The organism is Paenibacillus kribbensis, assembly GCF_001705305.1.
Classification (GTDB): domain Bacteria; phylum Bacillota; class Bacilli; order Paenibacillales; family Paenibacillaceae; genus Paenibacillus; species Paenibacillus kribbensis_B.
On sequence record NZ_MCBP01000001.1, the window covers coordinates 513,343 to 537,517 of the forward strand.

25 protein-coding genes and 1 tRNA gene are annotated in these 24,175 nt (G+C 46.3%); 6 read left to right on the forward strand and 20 right to left on the reverse strand.

Annotation, left to right across the window (positions count from 1 at the left end):
• From BAZ21_RS02295 to BAZ21_RS02320, 6 genes are all read right to left on the reverse strand, one after another.
• A complete protein-coding gene (locus BAZ21_RS02295; protein ID WP_084011491.1) occupies positions 1 to 1,080 on the reverse strand; it encodes an alkene reductase in 1,080 nt (359 codons plus the stop codon).
• 46 nt (positions 1,081 to 1,126) lie between these two features.
• On the reverse strand, positions 1,127 to 1,879 hold the full coding sequence (locus BAZ21_RS02300; RefSeq protein ID WP_068496675.1) for an SDR family NAD(P)-dependent oxidoreductase: 753 nt from the start codon (positions 1,877 to 1,879) through the stop codon (positions 1,127 to 1,129).
• Between the two features lie 259 nt (positions 1,880 to 2,138).
• Complete coding sequence (locus BAZ21_RS02305; protein WP_068496677.1) at positions 2,139 to 2,924, reverse strand: SDR family NAD(P)-dependent oxidoreductase; 786 nt, start codon at positions 2,922 to 2,924, stop codon at positions 2,139 to 2,141.
• Between the two features lie 174 nt (positions 2,925 to 3,098).
• Positions 3,099 to 3,677, reverse strand: a complete 579-nt coding sequence (locus tag BAZ21_RS02310) for a TetR/AcrR family transcriptional regulator (RefSeq protein WP_068496680.1) — start codon at positions 3,675 to 3,677, stop codon at positions 3,099 to 3,101.
• A gap of 367 nt (positions 3,678 to 4,044) precedes the next feature.
• The gene (locus BAZ21_RS02315; RefSeq protein ID WP_068496681.1) at positions 4,045 to 5,082 is read right to left on the reverse strand and encodes an aldo/keto reductase; all 1,038 of its coding nucleotides are present in this window, start codon (positions 5,080 to 5,082) and stop codon (positions 4,045 to 4,047) included.
• A 489-nt stretch (positions 5,083 to 5,571) separates the two neighbouring features.
• A tRNA-Leu gene (locus BAZ21_RS02320) sits at positions 5,572 to 5,656 on the reverse strand.
• A 217-nt stretch (positions 5,657 to 5,873) separates the two neighbouring features.
• On the opposite strand from BAZ21_RS02320, the gene BAZ21_RS02325 reads away from it, so the two are divergent.
• A complete protein-coding gene (locus BAZ21_RS02325) occupies positions 5,874 to 6,413 on the forward strand; it encodes a hypothetical protein (RefSeq protein ID WP_068496683.1) in 540 nt (179 codons plus the stop codon).
• Positions 6,414 to 6,553: 140 nt separating this feature from the next.
• Here BAZ21_RS02325 and BAZ21_RS02330 read toward each other — a convergent pair whose 3' ends face one another.
• The 5 genes from BAZ21_RS02330 to BAZ21_RS02350 all read right to left on the reverse strand — a co-directional run bounded on the left by BAZ21_RS02330 (position 6,554) and on the right by BAZ21_RS02350 (position 9,076).
• Positions 6,554 to 6,883 (reverse strand): carboxymuconolactone decarboxylase family protein, encoded by a 330-nt coding sequence (locus BAZ21_RS02330; RefSeq protein ID WP_007429852.1) that lies wholly within the window; start codon positions 6,881 to 6,883, stop codon positions 6,554 to 6,556.
• A gap of 118 nt (positions 6,884 to 7,001) precedes the next feature.
• Entirely contained in the window at positions 7,002 to 7,226 is a 225-nt protein-coding gene (locus BAZ21_RS02335) for a hypothetical protein (protein WP_068496685.1), read from the reverse strand.
• A gap of 138 nt (positions 7,227 to 7,364) precedes the next feature.
• Positions 7,365 to 7,709, reverse strand: coding sequence for a hypothetical protein (locus tag BAZ21_RS02340; protein WP_007429850.1), 345 nt, complete (start codon positions 7,707 to 7,709; stop codon positions 7,365 to 7,367).
• A gap of 103 nt (positions 7,710 to 7,812) precedes the next feature.
• Positions 7,813 to 8,385: a xanthine phosphoribosyltransferase gene (locus tag BAZ21_RS02345; RefSeq protein WP_068496686.1), complete on the reverse strand. Its 573-nt coding sequence runs from the start codon at positions 8,383 to 8,385 to the stop codon at positions 7,813 to 7,815.
• Between the two features lie 85 nt (positions 8,386 to 8,470).
• Positions 8,471 to 9,076 carry a DedA family protein gene (locus tag BAZ21_RS02350; protein WP_007429848.1) on the reverse strand — a complete coding sequence of 202 codons (606 nt, stop codon included), beginning with the start codon at positions 9,074 to 9,076 and terminating at the stop codon, positions 8,471 to 8,473.
• Positions 9,077 to 9,216: 140 nt separating this feature from the next.
• On the opposite strand from BAZ21_RS02350, the gene BAZ21_RS02355 reads away from it, so the two are divergent.
• Positions 9,217 to 10,323: a YkvI family membrane protein gene (locus BAZ21_RS02355; protein WP_068496688.1), complete on the forward strand. Its 1,107-nt coding sequence runs from the start codon at positions 9,217 to 9,219 to the stop codon at positions 10,321 to 10,323.
• On the opposite strand, the gene BAZ21_RS02360 is transcribed toward BAZ21_RS02355, so the two are convergent.
• Positions 10,320 to 11,444 carry a glycosyltransferase family 4 protein gene (locus BAZ21_RS02360; RefSeq protein ID WP_068496690.1) on the reverse strand — a complete coding sequence of 375 codons (1,125 nt, stop codon included), beginning with the start codon at positions 11,442 to 11,444 and terminating at the stop codon, positions 10,320 to 10,322. The two genes, BAZ21_RS02355 and BAZ21_RS02360, sit on opposite strands and share 4 nt — an antisense overlap.
• Positions 11,445 to 11,672: 228 nt before the next feature.
• On the opposite strand from BAZ21_RS02360, the gene BAZ21_RS02365 reads away from it, so the two are divergent.
• On the forward strand, positions 11,673 to 12,833 hold the full coding sequence (locus BAZ21_RS02365; RefSeq protein WP_068497069.1) for a GGDEF domain-containing protein: 1,161 nt from the start codon (positions 11,673 to 11,675) through the stop codon (positions 12,831 to 12,833).
• A gap of 88 nt (positions 12,834 to 12,921) precedes the next feature.
• Here the strand turns inward: BAZ21_RS02365 and BAZ21_RS02370 are convergent, their stop codons facing one another.
• Both BAZ21_RS02370 and BAZ21_RS02375 read right to left on the reverse strand, forming a co-directional pair.
• Positions 12,922 to 13,707: a pseudouridine synthase gene (locus tag BAZ21_RS02370; RefSeq protein WP_068496692.1), complete on the reverse strand. Its 786-nt coding sequence runs from the start codon at positions 13,705 to 13,707 to the stop codon at positions 12,922 to 12,924.
• The gene (locus BAZ21_RS02375; protein ID WP_068496694.1) at positions 13,704 to 15,317 is read right to left on the reverse strand and encodes an RsmB/NOP family class I SAM-dependent RNA methyltransferase; all 1,614 of its coding nucleotides are present in this window, start codon (positions 15,315 to 15,317) and stop codon (positions 13,704 to 13,706) included. Before BAZ21_RS02375 ends, BAZ21_RS02370 begins: the two co-directional genes overlap by 4 nt.
• A gap of 163 nt (positions 15,318 to 15,480) precedes the next feature.
• Between BAZ21_RS02375 and BAZ21_RS02380 the strand changes: the two genes are divergently transcribed.
• Entirely contained in the window at positions 15,481 to 16,008 is a 528-nt protein-coding gene (locus tag BAZ21_RS02380) for a thioredoxin family protein (RefSeq protein ID WP_068496696.1), read from the forward strand.
• Positions 16,009 to 16,093: 85 nt separating this feature from the next.
• Here the strand turns inward: BAZ21_RS02380 and BAZ21_RS02385 are convergent, their stop codons facing one another.
• Genes BAZ21_RS02385 through BAZ21_RS02395 form a run of 3 tightly spaced genes read right to left on the reverse strand, consistent with a single transcriptional unit; the run spans position 16,094 to position 18,593 of the window.
• On the reverse strand, positions 16,094 to 16,654 hold the full coding sequence (locus BAZ21_RS02385) for a DUF309 domain-containing protein (protein WP_068496699.1): 561 nt from the start codon (positions 16,652 to 16,654) through the stop codon (positions 16,094 to 16,096).
• Positions 16,655 to 17,464: a GTP pyrophosphokinase gene (locus tag BAZ21_RS02390; protein ID WP_068496701.1), complete on the reverse strand. Its 810-nt coding sequence runs from the start codon at positions 17,462 to 17,464 to the stop codon at positions 16,655 to 16,657.
• A 34-nt stretch (positions 17,465 to 17,498) separates the two neighbouring features.
• Positions 17,499 to 18,593 (reverse strand): quinone-dependent dihydroorotate dehydrogenase, encoded by a 1,095-nt coding sequence (locus tag BAZ21_RS02395; RefSeq protein WP_068496703.1) that lies wholly within the window; start codon positions 18,591 to 18,593, stop codon positions 17,499 to 17,501.
• Positions 18,594 to 18,812: 219 nt separating this feature from the next.
• Here BAZ21_RS02395 and BAZ21_RS28780 point away from each other — a divergent pair, with 219 nt between their 5' ends.
• Positions 18,813 to 18,959, forward strand: a complete 147-nt coding sequence (locus BAZ21_RS28780; protein ID WP_007429837.1) for a hypothetical protein — start codon at positions 18,813 to 18,815, stop codon at positions 18,957 to 18,959.
• A gap of 28 nt (positions 18,960 to 18,987) precedes the next feature.
• Here the strand turns inward: BAZ21_RS28780 and BAZ21_RS02400 are convergent, their stop codons facing one another.
• The 3 genes from BAZ21_RS02400 to BAZ21_RS02410 form a co-directional block, all read right to left on the reverse strand.
• Entirely contained in the window at positions 18,988 to 20,406 is a 1,419-nt protein-coding gene (locus BAZ21_RS02400) for a L,D-transpeptidase (RefSeq protein WP_068496705.1), read from the reverse strand.
• 158 nt (positions 20,407 to 20,564) lie between these two features.
• Positions 20,565 to 20,807: a ferredoxin gene (locus BAZ21_RS02405; protein ID WP_007429833.1), complete on the reverse strand. Its 243-nt coding sequence runs from the start codon at positions 20,805 to 20,807 to the stop codon at positions 20,565 to 20,567.
• Positions 20,808 to 20,969: 162 nt separating this feature from the next.
• Positions 20,970 to 22,250 carry a DNA polymerase IV gene (locus tag BAZ21_RS02410; protein WP_068496707.1) on the reverse strand — a complete coding sequence of 427 codons (1,281 nt, stop codon included), beginning with the start codon at positions 22,248 to 22,250 and terminating at the stop codon, positions 20,970 to 20,972.
• Positions 22,251 to 22,550: 300 nt separating this feature from the next.
• Here BAZ21_RS02410 and cimA point away from each other — a divergent pair, with 300 nt between their 5' ends.
• Positions 22,551 to 24,167, forward strand: coding sequence for a citramalate synthase (gene cimA / locus BAZ21_RS02415; RefSeq protein WP_068496708.1), 1,617 nt, complete (start codon positions 22,551 to 22,553; stop codon positions 24,165 to 24,167).
• Positions 24,168 to 24,175: the final 8 nt, after the last annotated feature.

The following is a 24,175-nucleotide window of genomic DNA, read 5'->3' on the forward strand; positions in this document are numbered from 1 at the left end:
TTACCCCTTCTGGGATTCTAATTCTTTCAGCGTAGGATAATCCGTATAGCCCTTGCTTCCGCCACCAAAGAATGTTGCAGGATCTGCTTCATTCAACGGCGCACCTTTTTGAAGTCGTTCCACTAAATCTGGATTAGCCAATGACCATACACCAACGGGTACCAGATCAGCAAGACCACTATCGATATCTACGCTAAGATCTTCCAGTGCCCGTCCAGCCCGATTGACTAACAATGGATTCGTCCATAGGGAACGAATATCTTGAAGCAGTTCTTCGTTTCCAAGGTGCATAATATGAAGGTAAGCTAAATTCAATTTAGCTAATTCTTGCGTCAGGTAACGGTAAAGATCAGGACCTTGTTCACCATCCTGAATCCCACCAAGAGGGGTCCCTGGCGAAATACGGAAGCCTGTTCTCTCTGCTCCAATCTCGTCCACAATGGCTTTTGCTACTTCAATGGCGAAGCGAGCACGATTTTCTATAGAGCCACCATATTCATCCGTCCGCGTATTCGAACTTTCTCCGATAAATTGATTAATCAGATAACCATTTGCTCCATGAATTTCAACACCATCAGCTCCTGCTGCAATAGCTGCCGCCGCTGCTTTACGATAATCTGCAATGGTCGTTTGAATATCTTCTTTACGTAACTCACGTGGTACAGGTATATCCTGCATGCCTGTAGCCGTAAACATTTCTACTCCTGGCGCGATTGCAGAAGGTGCAACGGGTTGACGATGATGGGGTGTATTGTCGGGGTGTGACATACGACCGGCATGCATTAATTGGATATAAATATATCCGCCTGCTTCATGCACTGCATCTGTAACCTTTTTCCACCCTTCAATATGCTTTTCCGTATAGATCCCTGGTGTCCATAAATAACCTTGACCATCATCTGACGGTTGTACACCTTCAGTAATAATAAGTCCCATAGATGCACGCTGGGCATAATAAAGGGAAGCCTGCTCTCCAGATGTACCATCTTCTTGCGCTCTACTACGTGTCATTGGTCCCATCGCTAGTCGATGAGGCAATTCCATGTTACCAATTTTCGTTTTGCTCCATAATTTCTCCACTTTTATTCCTCCTATTCAAATGAGTTGCACGGATGTACAATTGAATTTAAAATTCTGAAATTACGGGATAGATTTGCTCTCTCAAATTGAAATCATAGTTCTGGTCTACAATTCCTACTACTTCGTTGCTATCATAAAGCTCCACCATGAATCCCGCCATTTGCTTGGCAGTATGATACTTAGGCATGTTCGCTTTGTAATCATAATCTTCGACATCAATTGATTTTTTTACAAATTCCGTTTCCGTGATGGCTGGTGCAAGTATTTTTGCCTTTAACTTTGCACCTTTCAGTTCCAGTTCTTTGGCAAGCCCTTCAGTGAAGGCACTAACATAATATTTCGATGCAGAATAAGCAACACTGCCTACAGCGATAGCATATCCAAGTGCTGAAGATACGTTAATTAACTGAGTACCTTCTACATCAGCATAATCTCGCACATATAGTGTAGAAAGGACGGTCAAGGATTCGATGTTAACACGCAGCATAGTCTCCACTTTTTCCAGCTTCTGATCAGCAACAAAGGAGCCTTCTCCAAGCCCTGCATTATTAATCCATGTCTCGATTTGATATTCCTTTAAATCGTTATACAGGGTATAGGCCTGATCAGTAACCGACAGGTCACTTGTAAGAATAACAACGTCCAAATCAGAATTTATTTCCTGAATTTTTGATTTAAGCTCTTCTAATTTGTCCAATCTTCTAGCTACAATAATCAGGTTTTTGCCCCGTGCCGCAAACGCCAATGCTGTCTCATAACCTATTCCTGAACTTGCTCCTGTAATAACTGTATACTTCATATGATTCTCTCCCTTTTAAGAAACATTATTTTGATAATTGAAGAATGATCATTCTATTTTAGTGATAAAAGAACGGTTAGATCTAACTTGGACTAAGCATATCATTTCTAGAACGATCAGTAAAGTATTTTTTATAAATGGTAACAGTTTCTAACTTTTTAAACTTATTCATGTTTTTGTCAGGACGAATTGCATCTTCTCTCAGATAACGCACAATTATTTTTCAAATTTGCATCTTACCTTTTTGCTGACTAATAAGTCAGTGTCCCGTTCTGTTTTGTGTGGATCTAACCATACGAGTCACCAATTTGCGTGGCAGCAGCCGCGGAATGAGCGCCATTAATCTGTTCCGAGCCCCTGGTATGATGATTGTCTTGCCGCGTAAGAAGCCTCGATACCCTTCCTCAGCTACCTGACCTGCCTCCATGATAGCGCCACTCTGGAACAGTTTCGAATCACCCATACCCGAACGATCAACGAAGCCGGTTGACGTAAGTCCCGGACATAGCGCCGTCACAGTCACACCCGTGCCGCTCAGCTCGTTTTCAAGAGCCTCGGTGAATGACAGCACATACGCCTTCGTCGCGTAGTAAATCGACATCATAGGTCCCGGAAAAAAAGCCACCAATGAAGCCACATTCATCACGCCCCCTTGGCCCCGTTTGACCATATCTGGCAAGAACAGCTTCGTCATAATCGTCAGAGCCTTTATATTAACGTCAATCATATTCGTCTCTTGCTCCAACTTCGTCTCCAAAAATGTCCCGTACAAACCGAAGCCGGCATTATTGACAAGATAGTCAACGACGATCCCCTTCTCCTTGAGCTCCGCGGAAATCTCCTCCGGTACGCCGTGTGACGCGACATCCTTGGCGATGACCGTCGCTTGGATACCATATTTTTTCCGATATTCCTTCGCAAGCTCCAAAAGCTTTCCCTCACTACGCGCCACCAGTACTAAATTAAATCCATCCTTGGCGAAACGATCCGCCAACTCTTTACCAATCCCGCCCGATACTCCCGTGATAAGTACAGTTTTTCTCATCTTACAAGCTCACCTCTATTTTTAGTGTAAACGTTAAACTGTTTTGCATCGTTTTCTAACTCGGATTGTTCATTTGAATGTTAGTTATCCGTACAAACCGAATTGTCAGGAAGCTAAATAGACTAAACATACAGGAATGATCATTCTAGTAATGTGAAAAAAATAATAACCTAATCATTTTTCTAAAAGCTTCATTGATATGTTGGCTATACGGTGAAGTTTCTCTCTGGGAATCGAGGTTCTTGCCATACTCCTTAACCCAACCCCTACATTATGCAGATATTCTGACAATTCCCCGGCGTCGTAATCAGAGGTGAATTCACCCTCTCGCTGCCCCCAAAGGATTATTTCCTTGAGCAGTTGCTCTGCTTTTGTGAACGCCTCAGCAGACTTATCACTAACATCGGCATCGCGCGCAGCCAACTCCACCGCCGAATTTACCATTAAGCAGCCTGAAGGCGAGTCCTCTTCCCCACAGATCAGGATGCCAACAACAGATTGGAGTGCTTCCATAGCAGTTTTGGAGCGTTTAACTCCTCTTGCAAGAGAAGCACTGATTTTACTGTCATAACGATCCAGCGCCATCAGAAAAAGCGTATGTTTGTCTCCAAATGTGTCATATAAGCTTCTGCGATGGATTCCCATATGCTTAACCAGATCTGTCATGGAGGTCTTCTCGTAGCCCTGTTCCCAAAAAAGCTGCATCGCCTTATCCAATACCTCGATTTCATCAAACTCCTTGTTTCTTGACAACTCAGTTCCCTCCTGTTAATAATTCAACATATTGAGAACGATCAGTAAAGAAAAAAACATATTACATACGCTTTTGCATCCTCACCATTAGTACAGCATCAGATTTAAAGCTATAGGAACGAAACATTGAGGAGCCAGCATTGAACTGATGCCATAGGCCCAGTATTAGCTCTAATGCTGTACCAGTATGCTCTCATTCCATTAATTCATGCATTGAATTTTTTTCGTAACCTTGAAGCGAAAACAGGTATATCGCTTTATCTAGTACCTCATTAACTCAAGTGAGTGCTAAGCAGCTTGAAAGTAAAACATAAAATCAAGCATTTCCGCTTGATTTTATGTTTTTAGAGTTGCTATCTTAATATGTTTACCCCTTAATTCTTCGCTTGTCTGCTTCTAACCAATCAGGAGTCCATCCCTTTTCCATTGCATCCAGAGTCACACCTGGTGGAACAATCGTATCTATCGCATCAAGTACATCATTGCTTAATCGAATGTCACTACCCTTTAAGGTTTCCCGGAGCTGCTCGATCGTTCTAGCCCCAATAATAGCAGAAGTTATGGAAGGATGGGATTGTGTAAATGCCATGGCAAGATGAGGTAAAGTTAACCCCGCTTCATCTGCTAGTTTTTGAAGTTTTGCTATGACTTCAAACTTGGTCCGGTTTTCTTCCCGATTAGGGTCAACAATTGATTTTAAGCTTCCCGCAAAGGTGGCTGCTCTTGAGTCGGAGGAGTACGATTCCCCAAATCGGTATTTACCAGTTAATAAACCACCCGAAAGTGGGCTCCAAACCAAAACGCCCATTCCGTATTTTGCTGTGGCAGCAAGCAAATCGAATTCAATACTTCGGTTTAAAATGGAATAAGGGGATTGCTCAGAGACAAAACGTGCTACATTTTTGCGTTCGCTAGTCCATTGAGCTTCTGTTACTTGCCATGCTTGAAAGTTTGATGTGCCAATGTAGCGAATCTTCCCTTCTCTAACCAGATCCGTAAGCGCATCAAGAGTTTCTTCAATATCGGTGTTAACATCAGGCAGGTGTAGTTGATACAAATCGATATAATCGGTTTGAAGTCTTCGCAAACTATCCTCTACAGCTTGCTTAATCCAATATTTCGAGCTACCAGATTGATTGGGTCCACTGCCCATGGGAAAACCACCTTTGGTGGCCAGAATGATATCCTCCCTGCGCCCTTTTAGTAGTTCACCTAAAATTTCTTCTGCTTGACCACTTGAGTAGACATCCGCAGTATCGATCAGGTTGACTCCTGCAGCCAAAGCCTCATCCAGAATGGGTTCACACTCTTTCTTCGTGTTGTTTCCCCAAAAACCAAATGTACCAGTACCTAATACAAAACTGCTTACTTTAAGACCTGTTTTACCTAATACACGATATTCCATCTTCAATCATTCCTTTCTGTTCGTTAATATTGTTAGTTTCTTTTATTCACAAAATTAGAACAATCATTCTAGTATGTGGACGGAACTTTCGCTTCCTTTACATACCCAAGAGTTTGCTCCACATGGAATCCCGTACCTTTCTTAACTGTTCATCCTTTTTTGTGCTACTCTCAACATTAAAGAATGATCATTCTAAAAAACGAGCAAGTAACTATTCCTTATGAGGTAGCAACTGCTATCTCAATAAATCCTTCACTTCTCGCCATTACATTCTCCTTTCTCGCGTCATCAGTATAGCATATCAAGAACGATCGGTAAAGAAATGATTTTTATAGTTCTTTGTTCATCGACAATGATTACAACTGACGATTTCCTCTTTCCGATATCGCATTAATTCCCTTGCGTGCATCACCGCAGCTTGAATCTGCAACCTACGTAAAAAAGGTCCGTAATTGCCTCAGCAATTACGAACCATGATTGTTAAGTTGATGCGGTCGAGAGGACTCGAACCTCCACGGGGGGTTAGCCCACACGGACCTGAACCGTGCGCGTCTGCCAATTCCGCCACGACCGCATATATTGTCGATATCTTAGAAAGATAACTTTCTTAGCGACAAGATAGATCATACCATGCTCACATCAAGATGTCAAACCTTTTATATTTTTTTATCCCCTTGATAAATAAGGAATAATAAATTAAAATAAGAACACAAGTTCTCAGGAACGTAGGTTCTATGTTCATTCAGCCAAATATGCGTTATCACCATATTCCCCTAAGGCGGTGAATGGTTATGATCTCTTCAGCTACTGCTCAGAATGAATTGTCTCTTGTGAAAAGTTATTTGCTTCTTATCTTTATTCAAAAAGTATTTGAGCGGGACAGTCTGATTCTTGAAGAGAGCGGTGTTCTGAAAACACCTGTTCTTTATGTCGAAATGGTTAACGCAGCATTAGATCGTACTGGAATTCTACTATCGGAAGTAAAACATGAATTCAATAAATATCATATTCGTGTTCTGGATATACAACAAAACCACTCAGGCGTTCACGCCACCTATATAAGTAAAGGAAATAAAAAGCAGTTCAGTATGGCTATGCCTGCATTTCGCAAGGAAATGTATGAACGAATGCGTGCATATCTGGGGCTCCCAACCTCTATGCCTCATACAGCTGCCTTTCCTTTACCTGAAAAACATCGCCCCGAGTTTCCAGACAGCCGCTCAGCTACCAAGCCTCTACGGTTCGCTGAACGGAATCTGTTTACCCCTTCCCAGGTATATAAGCGTAAATCGCTTCGCCCTGCTGCTACTGCCACAAGTGGAAGCGCGTAATCCCCGCACAGCTCGCAAACAATAGAAGCTTCCGCAAGCATCAACCGTGCTCGGAAGCTTCTTTACATCATTATTAGCTAAGGCTATCCATTTCTACCCGCTATGAACGGTGTATGATGAATTCCCATAAATCATTCGCTTTATTGCAGCGCCTTCTGTACACGGGTAACCCCTTGGCTAAGTGCGTGTCCTCCCCCTACCGCTGCAGCTACAGCAATGGTCTCCATAATCTCCTGATCACTGGCTCCCTTGGACCGAGCCTCGTCCACATGATAAAAGGTACATATCTCATTGTTAGCAAATAAACCAATGCCGAGCGCAATCAGTTGCTTGGTTTTCTCATCCAGACTCCCGGCTTGAAAGCACTCTCCGGTGAAACGATGATAGGCATGGACTACCTCCGGGAGCTTATTTTCCAAATGGCTGATTTGATCCTTGTAGGCATGGACTTTTTCATTCATAACCGTCATTGACACAGCACGTCCTCTCATGTTGAGTTATTCTTCATTACTGTGTCCGGTTTGGAGTTCCTGTATGCCTGATGAGCCATCAAGTTATGATATTCAACCACATTTGAAGCACATGCTTCTAATTATCCAGTTCTACCGGATTGTGACGCGGCTCACTGAACGGCTGATATGTATAATTGCGATCCAGCTTGACCACACGTCGATTCTGGCGGCGAATAAGCACTTGCTCATCATCCCACGCCAGAACAATACCAATGACATCGTTGGACTCCAATCCATCCCGCACGACACGCACTTTCTCACCGGAAAGCCGATAGGCATCCAATTCTTCATCTAAAATCATTCTGTTCCCTCCTTTACACACTTTTTGGCACAACGACCAGCACATATATATAATTAAAAAGCTTAAAAAGAGACCTAAACGAATCATCTAGGTCTCTTCTCTCTTACTACTTATATGGATTGCCAACAGAGCGACAAATTATCCCGACTGATTTACACTGTGATCATGTTCTTTTGTATCGTTCTTCTCGTACCAGAAGTCCAGCACTTGTGCAGACAACACTCGCTGATCTACATACTCCACTTGGTGGGCAGTAAACTCTTCTTTCCAAGAGAAGGACAATTCCTCGCATAGGTTAACCAACGTCAACAACTCTGACCAGGCCACATAGCGTTTATACCAAAAAAACTGAGGATGTTCGATCATATAGGGATACAAATCGTCGAATTCCGTATGCTTACAATCCAAGGCGCGTTCAAAATGTACTTTAGCCGCTGCCAGTTTTTCCAGAAAAAACTGTTCGGTCAATTGTTCTTTCCCCATGTTGCTGCCTCCTCTCCCAAAACCTTATCTATATTATAAGCGAAATTGAGGTTCATGCAAAGGTTATTATTACAAATAAGAATCAGGAGCAGCCGAATTGTTACTATTCAGCAAACTCGATCTTACCGTCAGCCAGCGATGAGATTTTGACCAATGACTCTACACGAATGCCCTGTTCACGAATTGTTCTCGCTCCAGCTTGGAAGCATTTTTCCACTGCAACGCCGAATCCGACCAGTTCGGCTCCCGAACGCTGAATGATTTTCACCATGCCTCGCGCGGCATCGCCATTTGCGATAATATCATCAATGAACAACACACGATCATGTTCGTGAATAAATTGACGGGATAGCATAATATCCGTGACAATCCCTTTCGTAAACGAAGGTACGCGTTCGCACAGCGCGTCCGGATCAGCCAATAAAGTCTTTTTTCGACGAGCAAATACCAACGGTACTCCCAACTCCAGCGCTGTCGCAAAGCCGACGGCAATGCCTGAAGATTCCACGGTCACGACTCTGGTGATTTTTTCTTCCCGGAAACGGGCTGCAAACTCTCGTCCCATTTCCATCGTCAGTTCCGGATCAACCTGGTGGTTAAGCAAACCCTCCAGCTTCAACACCTGATCTGACGCAATCACACCCTCATTTAAAATTCGTTTCTTTAATACGTCCATTCCATGACCTCCCAAGGCATTCCTATGCGGTAAAAGTACCATACTTCACCTGCCGCTTTCAAGCCAAAGCCTGCTTTCCATATGGTCATGTAACATTTTTTTTACGCTTGTTCCAGAACCATGCGGTGATTCCACCCAAAACGATCAATAGAATGACGACCAAACCTACCCGATGCGTTACCTTCTCCATCAGCTTTGCCACCTGTTCCCAGTGCATGCCCACCGCATGTCCAATCCCCAGAAACGTACCGCACCACAGCAGCGCTCCTGCTGATGCATAACTGATATAGCGAAAAACGCTTAGACGGGTTGTACCTGCCAAATAGGAGGACACATGTCTCAGGCCGGGGACAAAATAACCAAACAGAATCCCCCAGGTGCCGTAGCGCCCGAACCAATTTTCAGAAGAGGCAATCCTTGAGGGGGTAAGCCTCACCCATTTACCGTATCGGTGCAACAGCGGCTTGCCCAGCAGACGCCCCAGCGTATAGCTAAGCATCATACCCGTCATACTTCCGGAAAATGTAACTGCCAGCGCTGCGATAAAGTTGTAGTGTCCTTGAGACACGAGCCCGCCGAAGGCGATCATCAGCACTTCGTCAGGGATCGGCATACCAGCTACTCCAAGGGCAAGCAAGCCGAACATTGCCAAATATCCGTATTCTAGTATCCATGCAAGGATTTGACCCATAAATTACGCTCCCGTCAAGCTATTCATTGAATTCACTATAATTATTTCAGTTTCATCCAGTCATGTCCCATTTCAGTTGAACATAGTTTGTATTATATGCTCACTGTAGCGTTATTCAAGCAGGCAAGGAGGGACTGGGGATGAAACGTAATATTCATGTTTTGCAGATTGCTTTTACATACATCGGTACAATCGTCGGTGCCGGATTTGCTACCGGACAAGAAATATTGCAATTTTTTACGCAGTATGGACGTTGGGCTACACTCACGATTATGCTGTCCACAATCATATTTGTATGGCTGGGTACGAAAATGATGCTAATCGCTCATGATATTTCAGCCAGGTCCTACGAGGACCTGAACAAGCACCTTTTTGGCGCCAATGCCGGAAAATGGATCACCTGGTCCACGCTCACTGTGCTGGTCGGCGTGAACAGCGTCATGCTGGCAGGAGCCGGCTCAGTTTTTGTGGAGCATCTTCATCTGCACTACCAGACCGGACTGCTCATTACACTGATCGGAACTTACTTGCTGCTGAATAAAGGCATTAAAGCGATTCTGCATATGAACACCATTGTTGTCCCGCTGATGATTACCATATCTCTTCTGCTCGTTCACAGCACACTGTCCATGCCAAATCCGCAGAGCTTTATTACGAATACGACAGATCACAGTACGTTACGGACATGGATTTCTCCACTCCTGTATACGTCCTTCAATCTGACGATGGCACAGGCCGTGCTTGTCCCGCTTGGCAGCCAAACTTTCTCCCGCAGAACCATCCGTTGGGGCGGCATTTTGGGCGGAATTGGTGTCGGGTTTATGCTGATGGCTGCACATTTTGTCATGTCAGCGCATATGCCTGGCATTCAGCAATTTGAAATTCCGATGGGCAGCATTGCTTACCAGTTGGGCTCGATGGTCGAAATTATATACATTGTACTTATTTTTATGGAAATCTTCAGTACCTTTGTGGCCGACATCTATGGAATCAGTCTGCAAATTCGTCAGCATATCCAAATTTCGCCCAAGCTTATCACATTATTCATTATGCTCACATGTTTTCTAATCAGTCAGTTCGGTTTCAGCTCACTGTTATCCGTCCTCTATCCTATTTTCGGAATGCTCAGTCTGATGTGGATTGGTAAACTAATTATGGCAGGACGCAGGAGGCCCTTCCGCTCCTCACGTCCTCACTCCAGCTTTCGGCATTCAGATTCCAAACCAGGTGATAAGCGCCATGGTTAACGTGGAAACTTCAAATACATTTTCTTCAGCTCATTAACCGCCTTACTCAAGGAATAACTTGATTTGGCCTTTTCGCAGGCAGATCTAGCCAGCTCATAACGATAGGCAGGATCTGCAATAACTTTTTCCAATGCGTCTGCCAGTGCCTCCGGATTGTCGGGTGGCACGAGCAGACCATTTACCCCATCCTCAATTTGCTCCGGTATTCCCCCCACCTTTGTACCGACCAATGCCAGACAGCTCAACGCAGCTTCCGCAAATACGGAACCAAAGGCCTCCGCCCGCGAAGGCAGAACGAACACATCAAAAAAAGGCATAAATTCTTCCGGATGAAGAGTATATCCATAAAAAATCGTCTCATGGTAAATATCCAGCTGACGTGCCATCTCTTCCAGCTCAGGGCGAATCGGACCGTCTCCGATAATATGAAGGACATAGCTCTGATTTCTTTTTTTCAATTCAGCACAGGCCTTCAACAATATGTCCAGTCCTTTGGCCGGAACGAGGCGGCAGACTGTAATCAGCTGTGTCACTTCATTTTCGTGTGGGATGGGCTTAAAGCGCTTCTCATCGTATCCATTCGGAATGACCACAATTTCTTCCGGATTCTGTACATACGGTGCTAAATAACGCTGGAAAGAACGAGATACCGCAATCAGGCGATCTGCCTTATACTCCATTTCTCGATAGAGCGATATCAGAAATTGATGTTCAGGCCCGTGTTCCTCTATTTTACCGTTTAGAATGAGCTCCTTCTCATAAGAAGAGTGGATCGTCTGCACGAGCGGGATGTCAGGAAAAACATTTTTCATAGCGATCCCGGCAATCGGATGATGAGCATGAATAAGATCATAGGGCTTCTGAATGCGAAGCCGGGTCCACCACAAATAGTCACGGTACGTCTGGATATATTTTTGTACAACTGGATACTGTCCATACTGCGTCCAGTCAAAGGTTTCAAAGGTTACTTCATCCCTACCCTTGTTGCGAATCCGTTTAGGGATAGAAAATAGCTCCATCTCCCAACGGGGAGAAGCAAATCGCTCTTGCAAATATGGAATCATAGATGAAACGCCACCCGGTTGCTCGGGTGGGAAAAAGAGAGCCTGTAGCAATTTCATGACGTGCTTCCCCTTTCAAGCCATTGTACTGACCGGAACACAGGTTGTATGTATAGGTTTCCGGATTTTCTGAAAGATGATATATTGAGAATAAATGTTAAGTACAAAAGAAAATTATAACATTTTAATTGGAATCAATCCTGTCTATTGTATCGGAACGATATCGCCCGTTCAATAGATTTACTATCTAGACAGATGGAGTCGGTGACGTTGACGTTGTTGTCCTTAATGGGAACATGGGGTTTCCCATCTTTAGCCGGGGCCGTAACTGCAGCCTGCGGTTTGTATATTATACTCATGATGGCACTTATGTGCGTGATCATATATAGCAGACAACGAAAAAAAGCCTATATTCTTTTTTCCGTTGCCGCTATCTTTATTATGACATATGAAGCCATGAATCTCTATTCGGCGAGTGGAGGCAAGATGCTGCTGCACGGAATCGTGTGGAAAAACACGCTGGAGGCATTTGCCTTCGTGCTCATCAATGTCGCCGTATTTCAACTCTACCGAAAGCTAAAACGTGCGGAAACATGGACTCTGCTGTTACTGGGCGCGTTATTGATATTGCCGGTTCTTGCCTGGGCTTTCAGCCTGCTGCCCGCTTGGATTAGCGCAGCAAAGCTGGTGGAATTTACTCTGTTTTATCGAGTATTGGTGCTTATACTGAGTATGGTGTTCATCACCCCGAGAATCGGCCAGCCCAGGAAATTTACAGCCGGCTTGCTTCTGTATTTGCTCTGGCTCGGTTGTCTGTGGCTGGGAAGTGATATCCCTGTAGAGGAAGGCACGGAAAATGCAATTCTGTGGATCTCATTTTTGCCGCTGCTGTATTACACCACGTTGTTTATCATCCTGTTTGAACGGATTGTGGAGCTGCTTCAAAGAATTTACCGTTCTTCCATCACAGATGGTCTGACGGGTCTGTACAACCGTAAATACTTTTCGGGACGACTGCGACGATACTTGGAGCAGGGAATCCGCGTATCGGTCATTTTTTGCGATATCGACAATTTCAAAAAACTGAATGATACACAGGGTCACGCCCGCGCGGATGAAGTGCTGAAGCAGGTCGCGCAGATTATGGAGGATGAGCTGGATGAAATCGGACTGACCGGGCGTTACGGCGGCGAGGAACTGGTGGCGATGGTTGTGGATCGACGAGCCAAGGTCGAACATGTCGCAGAACGCATTCGCGAGCGGGTCGCCGAGGAAAGCATCGTGACCATCAGTGTCGGCCATAGTACAGTCAAAAAGGAAATGGACCCGGATGAACTGGTCAAGCAGGCGGATCAGGCGATGTACATATCCAAAACGACAGGTAAAAACAAGGTTACAGCTTATAAGGCATCGGAAGTGAAAAAAAGCCGAACAGCAAAGGCACAATAATTTGTAGCCGTCATCCGTTATCTATATGATACAAAATGACGCACAGTGAGCTCTAATATGAGCCTGTGCGTCATTTTACTGTATATCCTCATGAAGTCTCCGAGGTTGCAGATGCCAAATCCCGCCCGATCCATGCCAGCTCCTCGTGGGTCAGCTCACGATAGCTGCCCAGCGGCAGCTGTTCGTCCAGCATTAACGGGCCCATGGCCGTTCTTTTAAGATAGGTCACCTTTTTACCAACCGCCTCGAACATACGCTTCACCTGATGAAATTTCCCTTCATGGATCACAAGCGAAATATAGGAAATGACTTCTTTATCCGCCTGCTGCAGATGTTCATACCGAAGAATGGTCAGCTGAGCGGGAAGGGTAACATAGTCGTCATCCAGCTCCACTCCAGCAGCAAATTGATGAATATCCTCTTCCGTGACATGACCCGATACGGTAGCTTCATACGTTTTGGGGACATGACGGCGTGGAGACAGTAGTTCATGCGCCAGCTTGCCGTCGTTGGTCAACAACAATAGCCCTTCTGTATCTTTATCCAATCGCCCTACTGGAAAAGGCTCAAAATGTCGTTCCTCCGCACTCAGCAAATCCAGCACCGTCCGTTCCCGCGTATCCTCGGTTGCAGAAATTACACCGGGCGGCTTGTGCAACATAATATAAATATACTCCCGAAAAACAACACGTTCCCCGTTCACTTCGATCTGATCGTTGTACGGATGAACCTGCAAGCCGCTATCCTTGATGGTTCGACCGTTCACCGTAATGATCCCTTGCTTTACCTGTCTCTTGATATCACTGCGCGAACCGTATCCCATATGGGTTAAAACTTTGTCCAAACGCTGCGTTTGTCTGCCCTTTCCACTCATACCGATGTCCACCTCCAGCCTGTTGGATATTCATTTTTGAGCATACCGTCCTGCCACTTTCCCCATCCGGCTGCATATCCATCAATACATATGAGAACGTAGCCTTTGGGCTGTGCGTCGTTCTTCAATGTGATTCGCTGAACCGGGATGGATAATGTCTCGCCCTTCAAATAACGGATCGCTTCAGCATCTGAACTAGAGAGGTTTATACTTCTAACCGCCTCAGACGGCCGCAAAGCTACCGCCAGCGGGTGTGAAGGGACAAATCGACCATTCTTGTCAGTTCCTATAAACCAGCCCGGACGCACCACTTTAAGGCCGTCCAGACGATGTGAAGCCAGCGGCGACTGATAGATGCGATCTCCATAGACGACCGTATAGCCCGTAAACGATATCTCAAGCTGCTCTTCTACAAACTGGCGATAGGACTCCATCACATCATGCGATGTGCGCACAGCCTTTACAGCCGTTTTGCCGGAACGGGACTTGCTACCCTCAAAGCCGCGTCCGGTCGCTCCTTTGCCTGGCTTCCCATCCATTCCTTTTTTACTTCGTTTGGCATCTCCAGCGGCATGCATGCTCTGTCCGTTTCGAGTCAACGATTCCTCAACAGACAAATGCTGTTTCCTGCGCGGCCGTTCCACATCCATGTTCAAAGCCTTTTCTGCCACAGCGGCACGACTGCCCTGATGCTGCAATACAGCGATAAAATGTCCCTCGCCCTCTACAAGATGCGGCCAAAGGCGTGCCGTCCCACGCAGCTCAGGATGAGCTGACGCAACCGTTTCACTCACCCATTCCGGATGTCCTGGTGCAAAGCCTGCTCCTGAAGGAACAGGAATAACCTCAAAATCGGGGTGAGCCGCCAGAAACTCCGCGATCATCCCCTCATTTTCCTCTGGTGCAAAGGTACAGGTCGAATAAACAATCCTTCCCCCGTCGCTCAACATCGAAGCCGCTACACGCAAAATGTCTCGTTGCATGACCACACATTTTTCCACAGAGTGCGTTTCCCATTGCTTCGCCATGTCTTCATCCTTGCGGAACATGCCTTCTCCCGAGCAAGGTGCATCAATTAAAATCTTGTCAAAAAAATGAGGAAAGGCCTGAGCGATCCGGTCCGGGCTTTCATTCAATACCACAGCATTACGCACACCGTATAATTCCACATTTTTAGCCAACGCCTTGGTTCGTTCCGTGCTAATATCATTCGTCACCAATACGCCGCTTCCTTGCAGCTTGGCGGCTATTTGAGTCGATTTCCCCCCCGGCGCAGCGCACAGGTCCAATACAGCCTCATCCACAGACACATCTAGCAGCTCTACTGGAGACATTGCACTGGGTTCCTGCACATAATACAGCCCCGCATGGTAGTAAGGATGTAACCCGGGCTTCGTACCGTGTGGAATGTAAAAACCTGTACTGCACCACGGTATCGGCCGCAGCTCAAATGGCGAAATCGCCTTAAACGCCTCCACTGGAATTTTTAGCGTATTGACGCGTATTCCTGCGTGTGGCGTGTGATCATAAGCAGCCATAAAAGCTTCAAATTCGTCGCCGAGCAGTTGCTCCATACGCTTCACAAATGCTGTTGGAAGCTGTACACCCATAATCGTAATCATCCTGTCCTGTTAAAATAAAATTTATTGTACCATAATCAACCCATGATGCCGCAATATTCGTGTAATTTGCAAACTTTCACTACAGGCTGTAATGTTGTATAATAATGAGATTCTTAGCCATATAATTTGAATTTTGATAGGAGAGATTGCAGTGAACGCCCAAAAATCCAACAAAAAAAAGCTTATACCTGTCATTGGTTTTTTTGTTGTGCTAGCCATTTTGATTGGAGTGCTGCTCGCTTTAAATTCAGGCACTAAAAACAATCTTTATGGCGTGTCCACAGCTTCTTTAAAGCCAGCCACTCAAGAATTGTTGAATGATCCGAACTATCAGCAGATTATTAAGCCAGAGGATCTGCAAAGCAAAATTGATAAAAAAGAAAGCTTTTTCGTATATCATTTTGCCTCCGACTGTGTTCATTGCCGCGCCACTACTCCCCAGCTGATGCCTTTGAGCAAACAAGAGAACATTACGATGCACGAGTTTAATCTGCGTGAGTATGAGGACGGCTGGGACAAGTACAACATTGAATATACCCCTACGCTCGTCTATTATGAAAAAGGCGTTGAAAAGGATCGCATGATCGGCGGCTTGAAGGAAAACCCTTCCGACAACGGCTATACGCTGGACGATTTCAAAGCCTTTTTCGAAAAATATAAAAAGAACGTAACCTCCTAGAGGTCGTTTGCACATTCTGGAACGATAAAACAGCCCGATCCGTTTTTATGGGATCGGGCTGTTTGCTTATTCGGCACGCTTCGAATTACGTCGTGTCCTTCGTTCCAGGCGAGGAGCCGTCAGCGTCCTGTCTGCGCCTGCTTGAAGCTTCCAACGCCTGCTGACGCTGCTCATGCTTTTCCCCACGTCGCGGGCTTTGCTGCTGCGGATTATTGGCGGGAATGAGCGGCGATGCATTCTCTACGGCCCGGCGTAACCCGGGCTCGACAATTTCAATCGTCAGATCCCGATAAACCGGTGGCTGATGTTGAAGATCTTCCTTGCCAGCGGCAACAAACCCGGCAAGCTGGCGGGCACAAGCGCGCGCCTCGTCCACCAGCTTCGCCATATTAATGCCCAGCGCCTGCGGTGGAGCATGCTCCAGCCTATGTACCGCACTGTCCAGCATCATATGTCCACCACGATAGTTACCATTGCGAAAATGAAACAGCCCTACAGCTATTTGCAGCAAACCTTTATATACAGGGTCACGGTCCAGCTTAAGCCACAGCTCTTCCAGCACCTCATGACATTCAAAATAATCCCGATCCCGATTGAAGTATATCAAGTATGTCACGTACAACGGTTCATAGGAAAGGTTCAGCATTTATTCATCCCTGTCTTCTTCCTTGGTGGAGGATTGCAGCATCTGCTTAACTTCATCGTGAAGCTGCTTGATTCCTTCCATATCGTGTTGCTCCCACAGCTCATTAAACCTGCGCTGTGCATCAATCGTTTCACTAATCTTATGGTAAAAATACAAGCGATGCATACCTGTTAACACTTTGGAAACGATATTTGCTTCATCCTCAAATTTTTTCTGTGCTTCCAATATTTCAAGACGAATGGAAGACATCTCATTATCCAATACAAAGGCTGCCTCAGCGGCCTTTTTCAACCGTGTCCGCATTTCATCCGGCAAGCTCTCACGATACTTATAGCTGAGTGAATGCTCGATGGTGGCCCAGAAATTCATAGCCAATGTACGGATCTGAATTTCCGCCAGCACAATTTTCAATCCCAGCGCCGTCTGCACCGGATATTCCACAATCATATGAAAGCTGCGATAACCGCTATCTTTATAGTTGGTGATATAGTCCTTTTCATAAAGCACAGTCAAATCCTTGCGCCCTCGAATGTACTCGGCTACCCGCCGAATATCCTCAACAAATTGACACATAATACGGATGCCCGCAATATCCTCGATTCCCGTCTCCAGCTGATCAGGAGAAACCTGCAATCTCTTCGCTTTATCGAGGATGCTTGATATTTTTTTAACCCGTCCGGTTACGAATTCGATAGGAGCGTATTCCTCGCGCTTCTTCAGCTCCGCACGCATTGTTTTGAACTTGACCTTAAGCTCCTCCACCGCCTGATCATATGGCAGCAAAAATGTTCCCCAGTCTCTTCCGTCCATCCCGTACCTCCTGTCTCTTCCGATACCACATTTTTTATCTGTGATCTGCACCAACAGCCTCGGTTATGTGTCTAAAGCCGTCCTTTCGAAGCAGTTCACGCAAACCGGCGTGTATAGCCCGGTTCACTTCCGGTCCCTCGTAAATCAAGGCTGTATAAATTTCAATCAGGCTCGCGCCTGCTTTAATTTTGTCATAGGCATCACGGCTGGTGAAAATGCCGCCCGATCCGATAATAGGCAGCTTTCCCTCCGTCTGGCGGTATACCCGTCCGATAACCTCTGTAGAACGGTCACGCAGCGGCTTGCCACTCAGTCCTCCCGTTTCACTCGCATTCCGGTGTGTCAAACCAGCCCTGGATATGGTTGTATTGGTCGCAATAATACCATCCACTCCACTGGCAGCAATCGCATCCGTCATATATTCCAGTTCCTCATCCGATACGTCTGGCGCAATTTTGACCAGCACAGACTTGGCTTCGCCATACTTGGCCGCCTGCACACCCATCTCTGCCCGAACCGCTTCCAGCAATGACTTTAGTTCACTGCCATGCTGGAGCTTTCGCAAATCCGGTGTATTCGGGGAGCTAATATTCACTACAAAGAAGTCCGCATACGGATATAGCGCGGAAATACACTTTTCATAATCCTTATGGGCATCCTCATTGGGCGTGATTTTGTTTTTGCCAATATTAACAGCGACCGGAACAGGCCGATGTTTGAGTGCAGCCAATCGTTCGGCCATACTCTCCGCACCCAGATTGTTAAAGCCCATCCGATTGACCAATGCCTCATCAGGAGGCAATCGGAACAAGCGAGGCCGATCATTCCCGGGCTGTCCGACAGGTGTCACTGTGCCTACTTCCATAAAACCAAACCCGATCGAGGAAAAGCCGGCAACCGCTTCCGCATTTTTATCCAATCCCGCAGCCAGTCCAATCGGGTTGGGAAAATGAAGGCCGAACAGATCAACGGCAAGATCCTCCGTTTTCTTGACTCCGTACATCCCTCGCAGCGTTGCTGCTCCACCGGGTAGCGCCCCCGCGTACTTTAAGCCATCCATAACTACATGATGGGCCGTCTCCGGACTCATTTTGAAAAAAACAGGTTTTACAATCCTTCGATACAACACGTTGTCATCCACTCCGTTCTATGCCCTTGCACAATCCTAAAAAAACATCTCTACAAAATAGTTTAGCTTTTTCCATACCAAAAAGAAAGTAATTTGCAAGGTACGGCAGCAGAACAATTCAGTTGTCATAGAGATGTCATTGAAAATGTATAATCAAACCATTTACAATGGACATAGTAAGACAGGGTCCTAGCCCGTCAGAAAAGAGGGATTGCTGATATGAAGACCAAGCGCAAGCCGCCCAGTCTGCAAAAGAAAAAGGACGAGGTGAACAAGAAGGCGATTGTATGGACCGCCGTCAGCTTTGTTCTCCTCATCGTTGTGATCGTCCTGGTCATTGTTTTAGCACAAGCGGGAACCCGTTAAACAACAAGTAGCTCTTGCACCGAAAAGATTAATTTAACCAGTGATAGGTTTTGCGGGGATTCGTCTGATCATGCTTCGGCTCACTCGTAAATCGGGAATCAGGGACAAGCACTTGATCAGGCAATCCCCCAGTACCAATGACCACTTCCGTACCTGAAGGCACAAGAGCAAACAATTCCTCCACATCCCTCTTGCCCATGCGAACGCAACCCAGCGACTCATTTTTCCCAATGCTGTCTGGCTCGTTGGTACCATGGATGGCATAATTCGTTGCAGACAGCTGCATTCCACGGCTACCGAACTCACCATTGGATTTACCGTTTGGATTCACTACTTTGTCGCTAATTACAAATTTCCCTTCCGGCGTTTTTTCTCCACCCAATCCCACTGGATAATTCCGGATGAGCACATTGCCACTCAACAGTCCGAGCCTGTGCTTGGATTTGTCTACCACAATTCGCAGCGGCTGCCCCAGAAAAGGCCGTCCATGTAGCGACGATGCCAGTAAAGGACTGCTGCCAGCCTGTTGATCTGATTCCTTCCCTGTCCGTTGTCCCGGTGAAGCAAGTAAATTACGCACAGGTATAAAAGCCTTCTTCATCTCCTCTGTCGTACCGTACATCGTGTTATCAGGAAAGTTTCGGGTCAGCTCATCAAGACTCTGGGGAAGACGTTGATGCTGCGAACGAAAAGCACGCATGGAGCTATTCAGCACAGCCAGCTCCTCCTGGCCGGCAGCCCATACCAGACCTGCTTTGCGAAGATTCTCCCTGTCCGACGGCTTGCAAGCACACGCAGCAGCGTCGTAAGACTGAACAGCTAATCCACCATTACCTTTGTTTTGCACACTGAGTAATGGCTGCATTCCATCTCTCCAAAGTAACCATGAGCCGCTTTGCTCCATGCCCAGCACGGTGGTTTTGGGGGGCAGGCGATCCGTCTTTGTCAGCATATCAGCAAGCGCCGTTTCAGCTCCGCTCCCTTTTCGACCTTGAGCCGTAAACACGCCACCAGCATTAGTCCCACCGATCTGAGCTGCCTCATTTGGAACAACATTCGGTACTTCTGCAGCTTTCACGTTATCGACTGCTGTGCGTTCGGTTCCGGGTGGTACGGATGCGTTCTCATTTGAATGCTTCGGTGCGTTGGCTGAGGGGACCCATATGAGCAAGAGCACCATGAGCGCAGTTAGCAGATGGCGTGTTCGGGCTGTTCGTCGCTCCTTCTCCTTGGACATCTGAACCAGTTTATCCTGATATTCCATCCATACGTCTGCCGGAATCTGTTTATGCTCGAAGGCTTCAAACACTTCCCCCGCCCGATTGAAGCAATAATTTGCTTTGCCCTCCTGACCGCTGCTCTCATACTCTTTACCGAGTAAATACCAGGCCATTTTATTATCAGGATGCTTTTTTACATACGATTTAAGATGAGGCGAATGGTCCATCGGATCCTCCTGATCGTGTAATCTTGCATACTTCCTATTATGTATATCGGTCGAAGCGGACCAGATGGACAGCATAAAAAAACAGCACCGTCAGCATACCTTCACCGTTATGCGGCGAAGGTAGCTGTCGATGCTGTGTCCGTCCAAGAAGCCTACACTTAACCTTCTTTGTTGAACGGCTCGTCTGCAACTTTGATGGAATCTGTAGGGCAACCATCACAAGCATCCTGCATATCATCATACAGGTCTTCTGAGATCGCCTTGATGCCTTGGTTTGCATCTCCCTCAAAGATGACTTCCGCCAAACCTTCATCATCATAATCATAAATGTCTGGTGCTGTAGCGCCGCAGGCTCCACAAGCAATGCATGTATCTTTTTCTACCCAAGTGTATTTAGCCATAACTGTCCTCTTCCTCCTATACAATCAAACAAACCAGCTTTTGCATTCTATTCACATATTAATACAAACGAAAAATTATTACAAATTATTTTCCTTTATCCTAGATGCAAAAAACACTTATAGTATAACCCTCCGCTGATCTTCATAAATTTACCAAAAAGTTCACTCAGGGGACGGAAGATTGTCTTTTTGCAGTGAAGTTCCACGCAATTTGGAATTGCGAAGAAGCACTGAAGGATCATCTCCCAGCATCCCGGCAGTCAAAATTGCATTTTCACCAAATTTGTCGCGCAGCGCATCCATCGTCTTCAAAAGACTTTCTTTCTTCGGCTGGTCCTGGTATTCGAAAAGATCCAGCTGAACGGCCGCTTCCTCCTTCGGAATGAGCTGCTGCAGCGTAATCCCCAGCAAGCGCACAGGCTTGTCCTCTCCCCAATGACGACGATACAGCGCACAAGCTTCCTTATATATGTCTTCAGCACTTTCCGTAGGAGTACTTCTAATCTGAGAACGCGTAAAAGTCTTCATATCTGGCGTCCGAATCGTCAGCTGAATACCTCCTGCCAGCATACCGTGTCGTCGAAGCCTCCGGGCTACCTGGTCGCTAATGTTAAGAAGTATCCGCTGAGCCTCTTCCAGCTTCACCACATCCATAGGCAAAGTAGTCGTATGACCGATAGATTTGTTAGGCTCCCGTTCCGTGCTGACTGGAGAATGATTAATCCCGTTAGCCGCCAATTTGAGCCACGATCCAGTCACGCCAAATACACCAATTAACATTTGTTCATCCGCCTTGGCCAGTTGCCCGATCGTACGAATGTTCATTTGCAGAAGTTTGTCTGCCGTTTTGCGACCCACACCAAACAATTGACTGCAAGGAAGCTTCCACAAAATACCGGGCACATCACGCAGACGTAAAACCGATATTCCACGCGGCTTTTTCAGATCAGAGGCCATTTTCGCCAGCAGCTTGTTGGGCGCTACTCCAATGGAGCAGGGCAAGCCAAGCTCATCATCTACTCTGCGCTGGATTTCCTCTGCAATTTCCAGAGGTGTTCCAAACTGCCTGGAACCTGTAATGTCCAGGTAACATTCATCAATCGAAGTGGCTTCCAGCATAGGCGTATACGAATAAGCAATGCTCATAAACGCTTTGGAATAACGACGGTACAAGTGAAAATCAGGCTGTATTACGATGAGCTGCGGACAAATCCGGCGAGCCTGCTGAACAACCATCCCTGTTGAAATCCCCAAGCGTCGGGCTTCGTAGGAGCAGGTTACAATTACACCTCTGCGCAGCTCACTACTGCCAGCTACGGCGGTAGGCACCCCCTTATATTTCTCCGGCTCCTCCGCTGCATGAACGGAACAATAAAATGCATTCATATCCACATGCAAAATAACTCGTCCACCGACCGGATAATAAGCACTGACATCTTTCACGCTCAACCCTTCTTTTAACTGTAAATTCACCCGTTCTTACAGGAACATGTCTCTTGGTTTAAATTTAAATCTGAATTCTCCTTCTATTTTACATGAGATTTTACATGAGAATAAAGACTTTCCGGCCAAAAAATGATAATTATATATTACATTTGAAGTCATTAGTTGATATAATCGAGTATCATACGAACAAGACAGGCTGACGCTTTCCTGTTTTTAAGCGTTAAACAACTAAACAAATCAGCTTAAAAAAGCAACGTTTCATTAAAATCTGAGCAATCCGCAAAGGAGGAGTCCCTCATGTCCACCGCTATTTCTATCTTTGATACAACGCTGCGAGACGGTACTCAAGGAGAAGGAATTAGCTTGTCTGCTGACGACAAATTGAAAATCGCCAAAAAACTTGATGATCTCGGTGTTCATTATATTGAAGGCGGGATTCCCGGGAGCAACAGCAAGGATATCGAGTTTTTCAAACGGGTGCAAGAGCTAGGACTTCAGGCCAAAATTGTCGCCTTCGGCAGCACGCGCCGCAAGAATAGTATCGCCGCAGAGGATGTCAATCTGCAGCGGATTCTGGAATCCGGCGCCCAGGCTGCTACACTGGTAGGAAAATCATGGGATTTTCATGTACACACCGCCTTACAGACGACACTGGAGGAAAATCTGTCCATGATTTATGATTCCATCGCCTTTTTAAAACAAGGAGGCATGGAGGTGATTTTTGATGCCGAGCATTTTTTTGACGGCTATAAAAACAACCCGGAATACGCACTCGCCGTTTTGAAAAAAGCAGAAGAAGCAGGCGCGGACTGGCTCGTGATGTGCGATACAAACGGTGGCACCATGCCGCATGAAATACAGGAAATTGTCACTACGTTGCATAGTCAATTGACAAGATCACAATTGGGTATTCATACACACAATGACTGTGAATTGGCAGTAGCTAACACGCTTAGCGCAGTTCAAGCAGGCGCAAGACAGGTCCAAGGCACCATTAACGGATACGGTGAGAGATGCGGTAATGCCAACCTATGCTCCGTCATTCCAAATTTGCAGCTCAAGCTTGGCTACGATTGTCTGGATGATAACAAGCTGAAGCAGCTCTACAATACAGCCCGCTTTGTTAGCGAGGTGGCCAACGTCAATATGCCTGTGAACCAGCCTTATGTCGGCAATGCAGCCTTTGCCCATAAGGGCGGCATCCATGTGTCAGCTATTTTGCGTGACTCGCGAACTTACGAGCATATCGTTCCTGAATTGGTTGGGAACAAGCAGCGGGTACTCGTATCCGAGCTGGCTGGACAAAGCAACGTGGTGTCCAAGGCGCAGGAGCTCGGCATCACCCTTGATCCATCCAGCGATGAAGCGCGTGGTGTCATTAGCCGCATCAAGGAGCTGGAGCATCAGGGCTACCAGTTCGAAGGAGCCGATGCTTCGCTGGAATTGCTTATTCGGGAAGCAGGCGGTGAAGTGAAAGAAATGTTTTCATTTGAGTCCTTCAAGGTGCTAGTAGAAAAAACAGCAGGCAAGCCAGTCGTATCCGAGGCGTTCTTGAAGCTAAATGTCGCAGGGACGAGTGTTTATACCGCAGCTGAAGGAAATGGACCCGTCAATGCACTTGATAATGCACTTCGTAAAGCTCTTTCCCAATATTTCCCTGCGTTACGCGACATGCATCTGGCTGATTACAAGGTACGTGTGCTCGACGAAAAAGATGCCACCGCCGCCAAAGTACGAGTACTCATAGAATCTAAAAATTACGAAGACGTCTGGAGTAACGTAGGCGTATCCGAAAATGTAATTGAAGCCAGCTGGGAAGCTCTCCTGGACAGCTTCCGTTATGCGTTGCTGGAAGCACCGACTCCCAAAAACGAGCAGGCAGGCCTTACTCACCAGGGGTTAGTTAACCACTAATCAGACGA

Excerpts from the sequence above, each read along its gene's own strand:
- BAZ21_RS02300 (WP_068496675.1), bottom strand. The coding sequence starts at position 1,879 with ATGAAGTATACAGTTATTACAGGAGCAAGTTCAGGAATAGGTTATGAG.
- BAZ21_RS02305 (WP_068496677.1), bottom strand. The coding sequence starts at position 2,924 with ATGAGAAAAACTGTACTTATCACGGGAGTATCGGGCGGGATTGGTAAA.
- BAZ21_RS02315 (WP_068496681.1), bottom strand. The coding sequence starts at position 5,082 with ATGGAATATCGTGTATTAGGTAAAACAGGTCTTAAAGTAAGCAGTTTT.
- BAZ21_RS02325 (WP_068496683.1), top strand. The coding sequence starts at position 5,874 with ATGATCTCTTCAGCTACTGCTCAGAATGAATTGTCTCTTGTGAAAAGT.
- BAZ21_RS02330 (WP_007429852.1), bottom strand. The coding sequence starts at position 6,883 with ATGACGGTTATGAATGAAAAAGTCCATGCCTACAAGGATCAAATCAGC.
- BAZ21_RS02335 (WP_068496685.1), bottom strand. The coding sequence starts at position 7,226 with ATGATTTTAGATGAAGAATTGGATGCCTATCGGCTTTCCGGTGAGAAA.
- BAZ21_RS02340 (WP_007429850.1), bottom strand. The coding sequence starts at position 7,709 with ATGGGGAAAGAACAATTGACCGAACAGTTTTTTCTGGAAAAACTGGCA.
- BAZ21_RS02345 (WP_068496686.1), bottom strand. The coding sequence starts at position 8,385 with ATGGACGTATTAAAGAAACGAATTTTAAATGAGGGTGTGATTGCGTCA.
- BAZ21_RS02350 (WP_007429848.1), bottom strand. The coding sequence starts at position 9,076 with ATGGGTCAAATCCTTGCATGGATACTAGAATACGGATATTTGGCAATG.
- BAZ21_RS02355 (WP_068496688.1), top strand. The coding sequence starts at position 9,217 with ATGAAACGTAATATTCATGTTTTGCAGATTGCTTTTACATACATCGGT.
- BAZ21_RS02360 (WP_068496690.1), bottom strand. The coding sequence starts at position 11,444 with ATGAAATTGCTACAGGCTCTCTTTTTCCCACCCGAGCAACCGGGTGGC.
- BAZ21_RS02365 (WP_068497069.1), top strand. The coding sequence starts at position 11,673 with ATGGGAACATGGGGTTTCCCATCTTTAGCCGGGGCCGTAACTGCAGCC.
- BAZ21_RS02370 (WP_068496692.1), bottom strand. The coding sequence starts at position 13,707 with ATGAGTGGAAAGGGCAGACAAACGCAGCGTTTGGACAAAGTTTTAACC.
- BAZ21_RS02375 (WP_068496694.1), bottom strand. The coding sequence starts at position 15,317 with ATGGGTGTACAGCTTCCAACAGCATTTGTGAAGCGTATGGAGCAACTG.
- BAZ21_RS02385 (WP_068496699.1), bottom strand. The coding sequence starts at position 16,654 with ATGCTGAACCTTTCCTATGAACCGTTGTACGTGACATACTTGATATAC.
- BAZ21_RS02390 (WP_068496701.1), bottom strand. The coding sequence starts at position 17,464 with ATGGACGGAAGAGACTGGGGAACATTTTTGCTGCCATATGATCAGGCG.
- BAZ21_RS28780 (WP_007429837.1), top strand. The coding sequence starts at position 18,813 with ATGAAGACCAAGCGCAAGCCGCCCAGTCTGCAAAAGAAAAAGGACGAG.
- BAZ21_RS02400 (WP_068496705.1), bottom strand. The coding sequence starts at position 20,406 with ATGGACCATTCGCCTCATCTTAAATCGTATGTAAAAAAGCATCCTGAT.
- BAZ21_RS02405 (WP_007429833.1), bottom strand. The coding sequence starts at position 20,807 with ATGGCTAAATACACTTGGGTAGAAAAAGATACATGCATTGCTTGTGGA.
- cimA (WP_068496708.1), top strand. The coding sequence starts at position 22,551 with ATGTCCACCGCTATTTCTATCTTTGATACAACGCTGCGAGACGGTACT.